Annotated in this window: 9 protein-coding genes and 1 pseudogene; 5 read left to right on the top strand and 5 right to left on the bottom strand. The window is 60.1% G+C overall.

What is annotated here, in order from left to right; translation table 11 throughout:
* The first annotated feature begins 14 nt into the window (after window positions 1–14).
* From RISK_RS23410 to RISK_RS23425, 4 genes are all read left to right on the top strand, one after another.
* Window positions 15–821 (top strand): alpha/beta hydrolase, encoded by an 807-nt coding sequence (locus RISK_RS23410; RefSeq protein WP_047816663.1) that lies wholly within the window; start codon window positions 15–17, stop codon window positions 819–821.
* Window positions 818–3376: a BatA domain-containing protein gene (locus RISK_RS23415; protein WP_047816664.1), complete on the top strand. Its 2559-nt coding sequence runs from the start codon at window positions 818–820 to the stop codon at window positions 3374–3376. The genes RISK_RS23410 and RISK_RS23415 overlap by 4 nt, the downstream gene beginning before the upstream one ends.
* Complete coding sequence (locus RISK_RS23420) at window positions 3373–5724, top strand: glutamine amidotransferase (protein ID WP_047816665.1); 2352 nt, start codon at window positions 3373–3375, stop codon at window positions 5722–5724. The genes RISK_RS23415 and RISK_RS23420 overlap by 4 nt, the downstream gene beginning before the upstream one ends.
* Window positions 5725–5801: 77 nt before the next feature.
* Entirely contained in the window at window positions 5802–6962 is a 1161-nt protein-coding gene (locus tag RISK_RS23425) for an iron-containing alcohol dehydrogenase (RefSeq protein WP_047816666.1), read from the top strand.
* A gap of 1282 nt (window positions 6963–8244) precedes the next feature.
* Here the strand turns inward: RISK_RS23425 and RISK_RS23430 are convergent.
* The 5 genes and pseudogenes from RISK_RS23430 to RISK_RS23445 form a co-directional block, all read right to left on the bottom strand.
* The gene (locus RISK_RS23430; protein WP_047816667.1) at window positions 8245–9873 is read right to left on the bottom strand and encodes a DUF1598 domain-containing protein; all 1629 of its coding nucleotides are present in this window, start codon (window positions 9871–9873) and stop codon (window positions 8245–8247) included.
* A gap of 292 nt (window positions 9874–10165) precedes the next feature.
* Window positions 10166–10210: pseudogene (locus tag RISK_RS33700) on the bottom strand (hypothetical protein); the annotation flags it as partial.
* A 30-nt stretch (window positions 10211–10240) separates the two neighbouring features.
* Window positions 10241–11371 (bottom strand): DNA polymerase III subunit, encoded by a 1131-nt coding sequence (locus RISK_RS23435; protein ID WP_047816668.1) that lies wholly within the window; start codon window positions 11369–11371, stop codon window positions 10241–10243.
* Between the two features lie 3 nt (window positions 11372–11374).
* Window positions 11375–11848 carry a ribose 5-phosphate isomerase B gene (gene rpiB, locus RISK_RS23440; protein WP_047816669.1) on the bottom strand — a complete coding sequence of 158 codons (474 nt, stop codon included), beginning with the start codon at window positions 11846–11848 and terminating at the stop codon, window positions 11375–11377.
* 3 nt (window positions 11849–11851) lie between these two features.
* Window positions 11852–13138, bottom strand: a complete 1287-nt coding sequence (locus RISK_RS23445; RefSeq protein ID WP_236696614.1) for an arsenate reductase/protein-tyrosine-phosphatase family protein — start codon at window positions 13136–13138, stop codon at window positions 11852–11854.
* 298 nt (window positions 13139–13436) lie between these two features.
* On the opposite strand from RISK_RS23445, the gene RISK_RS23450 reads away from it, so the two are divergent.
* Window positions 13437–14435: an NHL repeat-containing protein gene (locus RISK_RS23450; protein ID WP_047816768.1), complete on the top strand. Its 999-nt coding sequence runs from the start codon at window positions 13437–13439 to the stop codon at window positions 14433–14435.
* Window positions 14436–14634 lie beyond the last annotated feature (199 nt).

Here is a 14634-nt window from a genome sequence, read left to right on the forward strand (position 1 = left end):
CTATCTTGGGAGGCATGAACACTCCCAAACAATCTTTTCACGCGTCTGAATTCGGTGAGCTCGCGTGCACCGTGGTCGACGGCTCGGATGAGCCTTGGTTGCCTGTCATTCTCTGTCATGGTTACGGAGCCCCTGGCGATGACTTGGTCGGGTTGACGGACTACCTGGTCAGCAAGCTGGGTGATGCCGCCAAAGCGGTTCGGTTTGTGTATCCCGTCGCACCCGGTGACTTGGCGGACCAGGGCATGCCGGGCGGTCGAGCGTGGTGGCCACTGAACATGGCATCGCTTCAGCAGCTTTTGCAGACTTCCCAGTTTGACCAACTGCACGATCAAACGCCTCCGGGGATCGAGTCTGCCAGCGACCAATTGGTGTCGACGATTCAGGCGGTTTTGAGCAGCATGCCCGCGGATCCGCCGGCCGGATCCAACGAGCAGCCAGGCACGACGAAGTCGTCTCGGCCGTATGTTTTGGGCGGATTTTCCCAGGGCGCGATGGTGAGCATGAACGCGGCGTTGACCGGCGACATCCCTCCCCCGAATGTTTTGGTGCAATTCTCCGGTACATTGGTGTGTGGGCCGAAGTGGCGCGAGGCAGCGTCGAAGTCCGGAGGCGGCCGTTTGAAAGCGACGCGAGTGCTGCAGTCGCACGGAACGCTGGATCAAATCTTGCCGTTTTCCAGTGCCGCGACGTTGGCGGACACGTTGCATGAGGAAGCCGAGGAGTGGGACTTCCGAGCGTTCCAGGGACCGCACACCATCGAGGCGGGTACACTGGACGCGTTGGCCGAATGGATTCTTGAATTGACGGATCGCAAGTGACGTTTTTTAACGCAACGTTGATCCTGGGGACGCTGGCGGCGGTGGTGCCGATTGCATTGCACCTGCTGGCTCGTCGTGAACCGCAGCGCGTTGTGTTTCCCGGGGTTCGGTTTTTGCGACCCAAGCTGAGTTCCCAGCGAAGTCGGTTGCGAATCCGTCGGTGGTGGTTGCTGGCGCTTCGTGTGTTGGCAGTCATCGCGTTGGCGGTTGCATTGGCTCGGCCGCACATCGATTCGGCATTGTCATCGACGTGGTGGACGGTCGGTCTGATGGGGCTGACCGGAGTCGGTTTTCTAGTTTTGGCCAGCCTTGCGGTTGCTCGTGGAATGGGGCGGTCGTTGGCCATTGGCGTGGCGGTGGCCGGCTTGGTCGCATTGCTTGCATCGTTGTTTCTGGGCACACGAACGTGGGCGACATCGGGTGAGCTGTCCGAAGGCAATGAGCAACCCGTCGCGATGGCGTTGTTGATCGACAATGGGCCCTCGGCGATGCGATCGGTTGCCAGTTCGGATGGAACGAATTCCAGTCGGCTGGACCAAGCGATTCGCGAAGCGGCGACAGTGATCGAACGTTTGCCAGAGGGAAGTCGTTTGGCGGTGTTGGACCGCTCCGCGACACCGATCGGGTTTGCGCTGGATGCCGCTTCGGCGAGGTTGCGTTTGTCGCAAATGAAACCGCTGGCCAATCCACTGCCGGTGCAAGAACGCATGGACGCGGCGGTCGAGTTGTTGCGGTCCAGCGATTTGCCGGGCAAGCAATTGGTGGTGGTGTCGGACTGGAACGCGGCGTCGTGGAAGCCCTCTGCGCAAACACCCGCGATGCAATTGGAAGACGTTGCAATCTCAATGTTGCAAGTCGCTGCCAGTGATGATGGCAGTGCAGGTGCTTCGGAAGGGGCTTTGATCAATCGCTTTTTGTCGCCACCGAAGTTGATCGATGCGGCTCCGGCACCGGGGGTCTCGATCCCCATTTCGGTCTCTGTTGGGATGGAATCGTCAGCGAGCGAAGGCCAATCACTCAATGTGACGGTGCAGTTGAGTTTGTATGAACGCGATCCATCGTTGCCCGTGATTCGTGACGGTGAGTTGGTGCTGCCGAGACTGCGCGGGGTGGACCGAGCTTCGGCAACGGTTGTTGCGGGAGCCAATGTGGAGTTGGTTCTGACATTGCCACCCTTGGACTTGGGGACTCATCACGCGGTGGTTGAGCTGGTGGGAGACGATGCGTTTGAGTGGGATGATCGACGTTTTTTGACACTCAACATTCCCGTTCCGCCGCGAGTGCTGTTGGTGGGTGAGAACGCGGATGAACGCAACGAGCTTGGACTCGCTTTGACAGCACCCAAAGCACCGGATGATGACGGGGCAGGATTTCGTGTTGCCGGGGTGGCCTACTCGGATTTGTCGGCGGTTGATTGGCAGCTGATTGATGCGGTGGCGATGATCGACCCGCCGATCCAAATCGACGCGGCATCGCAATCGGTCGTTTCGGGCAATGGGCTGACCAAGAACACCGTCGACCAGTTGATGGAGTTGGCTCGTCGCGGTGGAGGCGTGGTCATGATGATGGGGCCGTCAACGGAGGTCTTGGGTGTTGCGCGGCCGAACAATCAAACGGACGAGGTGGATCGGTTGTTGCCGCCTTTGGTGCGCTCGTGGCGAGTGCCGGCGCCAGGGGAGTTTTGGGAAGAGCGTCTGCCTTCGCACCCGATCTTGCGACCGCTGACCTTGCTCGATGATCAGCCGCCGTGGAGTTCCTTCCCTGTCAATCGCTACTGGCAAACCGAACCCAATGTGGATGCCGGTTGGCAGACGGTGGTCCGCTACGCCGGGACTCAGCACCCTGCCATCCTGGCTCGCACAATTGAGTCGGATGAATCAAGTGTGAAATCAGGTCGCGTCGCGGTGCTCACCACGCCCTTGCCGGCGTTGTCGAAGAAGACGCGATCGTGGAACCAGATGTTCACGGCCGCTGACGCTTGGCCCGCGTTTGTGATCTGGCGTGGACTGATGCAGTGGGCGACCGGAGTATCCGACCAAGCGACGACGGTCTTGGTGGGGGCAACCGCCGTGGTCCCTGAAACGGATGCTGCGAATCGGATTCAGCGTGCTTCCAGTCCGGCGGAGAGCACCACGGTTGCAATGACGGAACCAACGGTTCGGTTGTACTCACCGCTGGCAGTGGAAAGTGCGTTTGGCGGTGAACCCGCCGTCAGCGAAGTGGATGTGGTCGAACGTGGCGGCGTGTTCCCTGAAACCAACGAAGTCGGAACCACGTTCTTGCGAGGTCCCGATTACTGGGGCGGTTACTCAACGAACTTGGATCCCGTTTGGTCGCAAGACGAACGAGTCACCGCGTCGGAGATGGATCTGCGATTCGGGGTCGAACAGTGGATGCCATCGGATTCTGGGGAGCGATTGTCAATCCAAGGTCGAGTGGGAGGTTCGCCTCAGGTGTCGTTGCACGGACCGATGATGTTGCTGGCCGTGATCGTGTTTCTCGCCGAGCAGTTGCTGAGCAATCGCTTTTACCGCACATCGGGAGCGGCCACGTGAGTTGGAGCCTGGACCCGATTTATGATTCGCTGCCAATTGCGTTGCTGTTGGTGGGTTTGATCGTGGCGATGCTGTTCACGATCCTGCCTCCGGGAGTGAGCGGGCGTCGCAGGCAGAGTCTGTTGTTGCTGCGTGGCTTGGCATCCGTCGCCCTGGCGTTGGTGTTGCTTCGACCGGCACTCGTTCGATCAGACAATCGTCCCGCGGCAGCGACACTGGCCATCGCCATCGATACGTCGGCCAGCATGAGTTTGCCATCCGATGGATCGGAGAGCCGCTGGGACCAGCAACGTCGGGCGCTGGAACGACTGGCGGGAGGTCTGTCGGATTCCGATCAAGCATTGCAAGTTGTTGTGATGGGGTTTGATACTTCAGCCAACGTGATCGGTGAGAGTGGAACAAGCGAACTGGAGACGTTGGCAAGCCGTGTTGGCACGGTCGAGCATTCCGGCAAAGAGACCGATTTGTCATCGCCGTTGTTGATGGCCATGAACCGAGGGCGAAACAGCCCGCTGACGGGAGTCGCTGTCTTGAGTGATGGGACGCAAGTCACCCAACGAACGGAAGGCGACGAATCGTCGCAACCAGATCCACGTCGAGAAGCCCGCTTGGTCGGAGCGATGGGCGTCCCCATTTGGACGATCCCGTTGGGGCCTCCCGCGGAGGCGTCGCGTCAGATCGATTTGGCCATTGAATCTTTGCCCGAGACGTTTCGCATGTTCACTGGCAATGAATCCAGTGTGTCGTTTGATGTTCGCACGCGTGGCATCGTGCAGTCGCCCGCCAAAGTTTCACTGCAGTGGATCGATTCGGCGGGTCAAACCGCGATTGCCGCGACTCGCACGGTCACGCCCGATTCGATGGAGCAAACCATTGCGATCGAAGTGCCCGTGCTGGCTCCCAAGCCAGGCCAATATCGATTGGTGGCCAGCGTCGAGACTCGATCGGGCGAGACGATCACGGACAACAATTCACAGGTTGCGTTCGTCGACGTTCGCGAAGGTGGCGGGCGTGTGTTGTACGTTGAAGGGACGCCGCGACTGGAGCAAAAGGATCTTCGCTGGGCACTGGGTCGATTCCTCGATTTGGAACTGACGTATCGATGGATCCCACGCGACACCGTCGGTGCCTGGCCGATCGATCTGGCGGATGATTTCAGCCGTGGTCGTTACGACGTGGTGATCCTTGGCGACCTGCATTCCGCTGCGCTCGGCAATGCGCAACTGCAAGAATTAGCGGACTCGGTTGGGGAAGGCACCGCGTTGATCATGCTCGGTGGCGAGCACACGTATTCACGAGGCGGTTACGCGACGACACCGCTCGCAAGCGTTCTGCCGGTGCAATTGGATGATCGGCAACGACAAACGCCGGGGCCGCTGAGTGCATCGGATCGATTGACGAGTGGTGCGGACCCCACGCGGCAATCGGTGAGTTTGCAACCTGCCGATCCGCATCCGATCACATCGATCCAAGCGAGCCACCAGGGCAGCCCGATCAGTTGGTCGAGTCTGCCACCGATGCCGGGAGCCAATCGATGGCCTGGGGTTCGAGTGGCTCCGGGGGTTCAAGTTTTGTTGCAAACCGCCAGTGACGAACCGATGATGGTCGTCGGTGAATATGGTCGCGGCCGAGTCGCCGCGCTGGCGTTTGATTCCACTTGGACGTGGCGACGTGCAGGGCTGGGTGATTTTCATCGGCGGTTCTGGCGTCAGTTGATCCTTTGGTCGCTGGCCCGAGAGGATTCTTCCCAGCAAGCGATTCAGTTGGAGTTGTCACCGCGGCGGTTTGTGGCAACGGAGGCGCCTTCGTTCACCGCAACGATGCAAGGCGATCTTTCGTCGCTGCCCAATGGTGCATCGCTGCAAGCGGAGGTGAATCTGGCTTCGGGGGACACAATCGTCGTGCCGATGTCGAGCACCACCTCGACGGGTGAGTCTTCGGTTTCCTTGACGGGGCAGTTGCCACCGATGCCGGCCGGGTTTCACCGCTTGCGTGTGGCTGCGGGCGGGCAAGGTGCTTCATCCGAATCCGGGGAGACGATCGAGCCGGCTGAGGTTGCATTTCAGGTGCTCGACGACACGCGAGAATTGACGGCGTCGGCGACGGATCATGCATTGCTTCGCCAGATGGCTTCGGCCACATCGGGGGCAGGCGGGCAGGTGTTTGATCCGGACCAGATGGACGATTTGGTCGAATTGATCCAGTCACGCCGGACGGAGTCCACCCGAACGGTGATCGAAAAGTTTCGATTGGGTGACGGACCGCTGAGCGGTTGGCTCATTTTCCTATTGTTTGCCGGGGCTTTGTCAGTCGAGTGGTTCCTGCGCCGTCAATGGGGTTTGGCATGAGCGACGGATGCGTTCAACTGATGGTCCTTCCTGCCTGATCTCCCACCTCGATTGCCGCCCTTTTTTAGGACACCCGCATGCAACCGTTTGATCTTCATCCACGAACGCGAATCGTGTTTGGGCCGAACGTTTCGAATCAGATCAATGGGCTGGCTCGTTCGCTCGGCGGGGTGCTGAGTTCAGGGCGTCCTCGAGTCTTGGTCGTTTGCGATCCGGGAATCGTTGCCGCGGGGCATTTTGATCGCATCACCGGTTTGCTCCGCGAGAGCGACTGGGAGGTGCAGTCCTTTCATGACTTCGCCGAAAATCCGACGTCTGAGATGGTCGATGCGGGCGTGAGCGTGGCCGCGGATTTCCAGCCTGACCTGCTGATTGGGCTGGGGGGCGGTAGCAGCATGGACTGCTCCAAAGGCATCAACTTCGTTTACAGCTGCGGTGGTCGCATCCACGACTACCACGGGGTCGGAAAAGCGACGGCGGAGATGTTGCCGATGATTGCGATTCCCACCACGGCGGGAACCGGCAGCGAAGCCCAGAGCTTTGCGCTGATCAGCGATGCGGAAACGCACGTGAAGATGGCTTGCGGCGATCCCAAGGCCGCGTGCCGGATCGCGTTGTTGGATCCAACGTTCACGTTGACGCAGCCACGCGGGGTGACGGCGCTGACCGGCATCGATGCGATTTCGCATGCGGTCGAAACCTATGTCAGCAAAAAACGAAACGTGATGTCGACAACATACAGTCGACGTGCCTTTGGATTGTTGGCCCGGTCCTTCGTTCGCGTGTTGCAAGTTCCTGATGACTTGGAAGCTCGCTCGGCGATGCAGCTGGGGGCGTGCCTGGCTGGCATGGCGATCGAAACATCGATGTTGGGCGCGGCGCACGCCACGGCCAATCCTTTGACTGCCCGGCATGATGTCGTGCACGGGCAGGCGGTTGGTCTGATGTTGCCCGCGGTGGTTCGGTTCAACGGAACCGTTCACGCGGATTGGTACGCCGAGTTGCTGAGAGAGCTGGAACCTTGTAGCGAGGTTTCCGAAGCGCCGACGCGATTGGCGGAGCTGATTGAGGAGTGGATGCGGGCAGCGGACCTCGCGACAACGCTGGATGATCTTTCGATCCCAACATCGGACATCGGTTTGTTTGTCGAAGATGCCTTGAAGCAATGGACCGGAACCTTCAACCCAATCGAGCTCGACGAAGACTCCACGCGAGCGCTGTATCGCGAAGTGGTTTAGTGATCTCTTAAAAACAGCCACGAAGTGTCGGCGAATTTCGTCCCGTTGGGACTGGTGTGGGAGTCTTAGCCACGAAGTGGTGGCAGGTTGTAGCCATCGGCGTGAGCCGATGGAAACTGGTGTGGGAGTCTTAGCCACGAAGTGGCGACAGGCTGTAGCCATCGGCGTCAGCCGATGGAAATCGGGCGGCGATGGAATCATCCAGTCCTGAAGGGACGGCAGGTCGCATGCCGTTTCCAACACCTGTCGCCCCTTCAGGGCTTTTGTTTCTGGTGCGTTGTTTTCCGATCCACGGGTTCACACCCGTGGCGACAACCTGTCGTCCCGTTGGGACTGGTGCGGGAGTCTTAGCCACGAAGTGGCGGCATGATGGAGCCACCGGCGCCAGCCGATGGAAACTGGTGTGGGAGTTTTAGCCACGAAGTGGCGGCAGGCTGTAGCCATCGGCGTGAGCCGATGGAAATTGGGCCGCGATGGAATCATCCAGTCCTGAAGGGACGGCAGGTCGCATGCCGTTTCCAAACACCTGTCACCCCTTCAGGGCTTTTGTTTCTGGTGTGTTGTTTTCCGATCCACGGGTTCGCACCCGTGGCGACAACCTGTCGTCCCGTTGGGACTGGTGCGGGTGTTTCAGCCACGAAGTGGCGGCAGGATGTAGCCACCGGCGCTAGCCGATGGAAACTGGTGTGGGAGTCTTAGCCACGAAGTGGCGACAGGCTGTAGCCATCGGCGTCAGCCGATGGAAATCGGACCGCGACAGAATCATCCAGTCCTGAAGGGACGACAGGTCGCATGCCGTTTCCAAACACCTGTCACCCCTTCAGGGCTTTCGTTTCTGGTGTGTTGTTTTCCGGTCCACGGGTTCACACCCGTGGCGACAACCTGTCGTCCCGTTGGGACTGGTGCGGGTGTTTCAGCCACGAAGTGGCGACAGGCTGTAGCCATCGGCGTCAGCCGATGGAAATCGGTGTGGGAGTCTTAGCCACGAAGTGGTGACAGGATGTAGCCATCGGCGTGAGCCGATGGAAATTGGGCCGCGACGGAATCATCCAGTCCTGAAGGGACGGCAGGTCGCATGCCGTTTCCAACACCTGTCGCCCCTTCAGGGCTTTTGTTTTCTGGTGCGTTGTTTCACTGTCCACGGGTTCGCACCCGTGGCGACAACCTGTCGTCCCGTTGGGACTGGTGCGGGCGTTTCAGCCACGAAGTGGCGATAGGTTGTAGCCATCGGCGTCAGCCGATGGAAACCGGGGCACGACTGGTTGGGCACTGGTTCGGTCAATCACTCCGCGTTCCACCACCAGCGATCGCTGGGGCGTGCGTCGACGAGTTCACCGTAGTTGGCCAAACTTGGTCGGGGCAGCATTTGAGTCGGCAGCAAGTCGGAAGGTTCGACGCTGACGCCGCCGCTGGCCAAAATCAGTTGATGCATTTTGTTGCGGTGCCGATATCGATGCAGGACTGCGATCGAGTCCACTTGCGTTGGCGTTGCCAGTTGGGAGGATCGTCGGGAGGCGAAATGCAGCAGCGCTCGTTGCAAGGTCGCGTGGTCGTTTTGAGGCGACACCGTTGTCGAATTTCGCTGGCTGCTTTGTGCCCAGAGTTGTCCCAAGGCGGTGGCTTGGTAGACCGACTCGAGAGCGCCGTAGAGCGGGTAACGAGTTCGGATCGTTGGCCACTGTTGGTTGAAGTGATCCACAAAGGCTTCCGTGGATGGATCCAAGACCACGTTGCCGCGTCGGCCGGTCAGCAACGCCAATTCATTCTCGCCACTGAGTTGCAATGGCGTGCCCGACAACTGCCAGAGGTGGGCGGAATCAGCCCGCTCATGTTGGACTTCCAAGGCTTGCCCGGTGAACCACAATCGAAGCAACAGGTCGGCCGGCGGTGAGTTGCCCGCGGTGGCTTGAATCGTTTGCAAGTAGTTGCGGACTCCGTCGGGCATGTCTTCCTCGCCGAGTGCCAAACGTTTCATGTGGCGGTCGGCTTCGATCAGCAGCCAAGCGATTTCATGATCCGCGGAGGTTCCGAAGACGTGGATGTCTTGCCGTCCCAGGGCTTCGGCCAACGACTCCGCGGCCAGTCCCATGGGGACGTCGCCGGAAACGATGGACCGACCGAGAGCGGTCGCTTTCTTCAGGCCAGCTGGTGTGGGATCGATCGTGCAACCAAACGGTTGTTGGTGAAGCGCTGCCGACAATCCAACGGCGAGCGAAGTCAGGTTCATGGGTGGAAGCCCCGAGCGTCGATCGACTTGCCAACCGTTGACTTGCTCGAATCCGCCGACGGTGCCGGCCAAGACAATGTCGTCATCGGTCAGCAGGACCAGCGAAATCTTGGACAATCCACCGGCATGTCCCAGTGCATCGTTGTTCGAGTTCCGCTCCGGAGCAGAGGATGAATTCAGGTTCTCGGCAGCCAGTGCTTGCATCCATCTTCGTACGGACACACATCGGATCTTGGCGGGCGATGTCCAGTGTTCCGGAACCAGAGTTGAGACATCGTCGCGAAAGTTTGCCGCGTCCAACATCAATGCGGTTGCGTGCTTCTTCCATTGGGCGGATTGGGGATCCGGTTTGGCGTTGTTTTCGACTTCGCGAAGCAGTCCATCGGGAGCGACCACGATGCCAGCGGGGTACGGCGCCATCGTTCCGACGCCGCCAAGTGCTTCCCAGGATTCGGGTTCGATCGTGGTTTGAATCAGTTGCATCAATTGGCTGAAATCAGCCAGAGATTGACCACCGGCTGCGCCTGGGTCTGGATTGGCACCTGAGGGAAGAGCGACATCGGGGCCGAAGCCTCCGGGGACGAGCGGTCCACTGTTGTCTTGGGCCAGTGAGCTGGGGGATCCAATGAAGGCAATCCAGGCGAGCAGCAACACACTGGCGAGAAGCTTTTTCCAAGCGGACATCGTGACACCCCGAGAAGACGGCGAAGAGAAGGCGGTGCTTCTAGCCTAACGGTTGGCATGCCCGTAGGACAGCAAAAGTTGGTGAGCTTTGCGGTCTCGGTGGCTGACTCGCATCGAAGTCGTGACGCGTTCAGCGGGGGGGCCGACGCGAACGCGGCTTGGACGGGCAAGAGTGCCAATCCTGCATGCGCTAGAACCTCGTTGACGATTGAATCGGCAAGCTGTAGCGCGGCGGGTGTAGGTCCGTCCCTGCCTGGCGGGGCTGGTCGGACGTCTGGGAGTCTTGCCGGAGTGGTTGGACGACTCGCTTTGTTCCAAAGCATTGGTTGGGTGCCAGGTGATAACCTGGCCTACGACGAAGGGCTGCCTAGCCGATGGCGCCTCGGTCTCCGGTGGTGGCCAGGGTCAAGTCCGCGGCGTAGCAGTCGACCAGCGTGCCGAGGTTGGCGCTGCGGTCGATTTCTCGAAACGTTCGCAACGTGCGGTCAAGTCGCCGGTGGGTGGCAGGGTCGTATTCCCCCGCGTTGGCATCGGATCGCAGTTGCCGGCGGTAGTGTTGGACGGCGATTGAAAACACATCGCGAAGTGCCGCTCGTCGTTTGGGCACGTCTTTGCTGATCGAATCGAGGTGCCCATTGATCAAGCGAGCAATGGCCGTTGGGTCGGGCACGGGAGCGGCGAGTTGATTCCAAAGGGCTTCGCGAATTTGTTCGCCGCCCCCGCGGGCCAGTCGTGCGGCGACGTGCATGTCGCCGGCCGAGAGTTCGATCGCAGCGTCCAAGGCGTCGTCGGAAATGGGAGGCAGGGGTTCGTCTTCGTGTTGCGATTGATAGTGATCGAGTTGTTTTCGCAGCAGGTTTCGGCCGGCCTCACCGACGGGTGTTTGGAAGCGAAGGATTTGGCATCGCGAACGAATGGTTGGAAGCTGGCGTTGTTCGCTGCTTCCGATCAAGATGATCAACGCGTTGGCCGGCGGTTCTTCCAGCGTCTTCAGCAGGCAGTTGGCGCCTTCTTCGTTGAGGAAGTCCGCGTCGTGCAGAATCGCGACTTTGCGTTGAGCTTGCATCGGTCTCAGGTGCACGTCGTGGCAAAATCCTTCTTGCAAACGCGCGTCGACGGGTCCGATCAAGAGTTCCAACGGGATCAGCGTTTTGTCGTCTGGTTTGCGGACTTGGATGAAATCCGGATGCGTGCCCGCTCGGACTTGAATGCAGGAGGGGCATTCGCAACAAGGCGCCATGTCACGTGCCGTGCTGCGTTCACAGAGCAGTGTTTGGGCCAGCAAAATCGACGCGGAAGTTTTGCCGACACCGCTGGGGCCGACAAACAACAGGCTTCCGCCCAAGCGTCCCAGTCGGATCGCAGTGCTCAAGCCCGCGACCAAGCTGTCGTGGCCAATCAGTTCATTCCACGAGTTCAGAGGCGGCGCGTCGAGTGCGATCGCGCGCGTGGTTTTCGCGGCTTTGGGGGAGGAGCCAGAGGCTTTCTTCGCGGACACGAATCAGACGCCAGGATTGTTGTCGGGCGAGGCACTGCCATCGATCGCAGTGATCTTGTCGACGCGTTGGGAGTGGCGTCCACATTCGAAGTCGGTGCGAAGCCACATCAGGACCAATTCGTCGATGGGGCGTTCCCCGATCAAGTCACCGGGCAAGCACAGCACGTTGACGTCGTTGTGTCGCCGCGACATTTCCACGATGACTTCGTCGTAGCACGAAGCGGCACGAACGCCGTGAAATTTATTCGCGACGATTGCCATGCCAATTCCGGTGCCGCAGATCAGGATCCCGCGATCCAGTTTGCCGTCACGAATCTGCTCGGCAACGCGGATGGCGAAGTCGGGGTAGTCGACGGGGTCGGTGGAATCGGTGCCCTCGTCGCAGACCTCAAACCCTTCGCGAAGAAGCGTTTGCAGGAGACGTGCCTTGATATGCACGCCGCGATGGTCGCTGGCCAGGCCTACTTTGAGTGTCATTCCTTACTCCGAACCTGCATGCGGCTGCCTTGGTTCGTCATCTGGGCCTCCGTCGGGGCCATCGGACGGGAAAAAATCGGGAGGCAGGTCACTGAGCCAGCCTTCCAGTTCGCTTACGATCTGATCTGCACATTGTTCATACACCTCGACGGACATTCCGACGGGATCGCTGACATCGCCCCCGTCTCGCCGAAGCGTGGACACTCGTTCGGCACGGTCGGGCCAGGCCGCCACGATCGCATCTCGGTGGCGACGGGTCATGGTCAGAACCAAGTCCGCCATCGACATCAACGATTCTTCGAGCGGTTGGCTGGCGTGACCGGTCAGGTCCAAACCACGCCGACCCATGACTTCGACGGCTTGAGGGGCAGCCCCGCTGCCGTGCCCTGCTGCGACGCCAGCGGAGACGACGCGCGCGACATCTTCCCGGCCGAATTTGCGCCGCAAGGCTTCCCGGAGCAGTGTTTCCGCCATGGGGCTGCGGCAGGTGTTACCGGTGCACACGAGTGCGATGACTGGTTTGACAAATTGATTCATGGCAGCTTGTTGGATCACTCCTGTTCGCTGGACGTGCCAGTGATTGCCCGACACGCGGACCACCGTTCCTTCATCACCATAGCGACTGATGCCGTCATCGAGCAGCAGTGGCAAGGATTCGCCCGTTCCTGCGGTCAGTGCCGCCTGCAGTTTTTCCGCGGTGGTGGGCGGTGAAGCGTCCGGCAAACCGATTTCTCCCCACACCAAGGGGGCGGACAGATAACGATGAATGTGGCTGAGCAAGCGATGCTCGGAGACTCGGAATGCGACTGGCCCACCCGTGGAGGACGACCTTTGTCCGGCGCCCGCTCGCAGGGTTTCCGCGACCGTTTCAGGCAAGCAGCTCATCGCTGAAACCGAATCATCACAGTCCGCAATCAGCGTCAGCGGCCCGGGAAAGCAGCGTTCCGACATCCGTCGAGCTAGCATCGTCATTGGCATCAGGAAGTCACCGGCCGCCTCGCTGCTGCGGACGCACAAGGCAATCGAACCGGCGTCGGCGGTGGGCGCCACAAAGTCAGTCGGGTCCGCACCGGAGGACGCCGGATTGGAGGCATCTGAGTGGGTGTGCCAACCTCGGCAGGTCGCGGTCCACTGCGCCAATCGGCGGACGGCGGCAGGGCACAGCGAACTGGCGACCAGCCCATAGACCGTTTCGCTGGGGACCCCAATGACCTGGCCTTCGACCAGCGCTTGCACGCTGCGATGAACTATGTCACGCGGGTCATCGGTCGTTTGCAGGTCGTATATCATGGGCTCTGTGAAACGTGGACGATCCATCCGACCGGGATGGCCGCTAAACTAGGTTGGTCTCGAAAACGGTGAGTGCACGACGCTCGCTTCCCGTGGTGTCCAATGCCCAGGGCAAGCGACGTTCGACGCACGGGAACAGTTGTCGATTGGCCCCGTGCAGGGTGACCAGCGGGATGAGGAGGAGTCAAAATCAATTCAGAACCAAACGCTAGCGAGACTCCCTATGCTAGCGATTCGAGCTCATCGATGGCAGCCTGCATGCAAGATGGCAGGTGTCACGCTCCCCCAGGAAGCCCGCATGCACCCTCCATCACGAAACGATCCCGCTGAATCCAAAAGGATCGATCGTCGACAGGCATGTCAGCGAATGCTGGCGGGAGCGACCGGTCTGCTGGGGCTGACGGGACTGAACGGCTGTGTGGCCTCCGCCATGGGCGGGACACCCGAGTTGGTTTGGGGCCGGCGTGGGATGTCTGATGGGCGGTTCTTGAAGCCACGAGCGATGGCGATCGACCCAGACGACCAGCTTTACATCGTCGACACGACTGGTCGGATCCAAGTTTTTGACGCCGATGGTCAACATTTGCGAACTTGGAAGACACCCGAAACCGCCAACGGCCGTCCCACTGGGATGGTCTTTGACGGCGCTCGAGAACGCTTGTTGGTCGCCGACACGCATTACTACCGCATGTTGGCGTTCACTCCGGACGGCGAGTTTTTGCCCGACGATTTGATCGGCGGCACATCGGGAGACGGCCCGGGTGAATTCGCGTTTGTGACGGACATCGCGGTCGATGGCGACGGCTGCCGCTACATCGGCGAATACGGTGCCTCGGATCGGATTCAGCGATTTGATCCCGATGGCACATTCATGGCTCAATGGGGTGGGACAGGACGCGAAGTCCAACATTTTGTGCGGCCGCAAAGCTTGGTCGTCGATGGCAGCACGCTGTGGATCGCCGACTCCTGCAATCATCGAGTGCAGCGTTACGACATCTCCACCACCCAGCCAGAGTGGATCGGGGCTTGGGGGCACGAGGGCAAACAACCCGGCCAGTTTTACTATCCCTACGGCATCGCCGTGGACTCGGATGGGACCGTTTTGGTTTGCGAATACGGCAATCAACGGATCCAGCGGATGACCCCCGAAGGCGAGCCGATCTCATCGTGGGGCGCACCCGGTCACGATCCGGGACAACTTTATCAGCCCTGGGGATTGGTCGTTGATTCCAAGCGTCGCGTGCACGTGTTGGATAGCAACAACCACCGCGTGCAGCGATTCACGTTGCCGGGGTAGATTTCGAGCGACGCCGTTCAGGCGTACGCAAGAGCACGGGCAGCGGCGCGTGATGCCGCTCCCCGGAAAATCTCGCTGAACGCTCGTTTTCCGACCCCTCCCAACTTCGGAGGTCGTGCAGTTTTGAAGTACCGTGTTGCCAAGCGTTTATGATCACCCTCCCTTGGGACGTTCGAAAAATAAATGGTGGCGGGCGTCT

The sequence above is a fragment of the Rhodopirellula islandica genome, from assembly GCF_001027925.1.
Taxonomy (GTDB): Bacteria; Planctomycetota; Planctomycetia; order Pirellulales; family Pirellulaceae; genus Rhodopirellula; species Rhodopirellula islandica.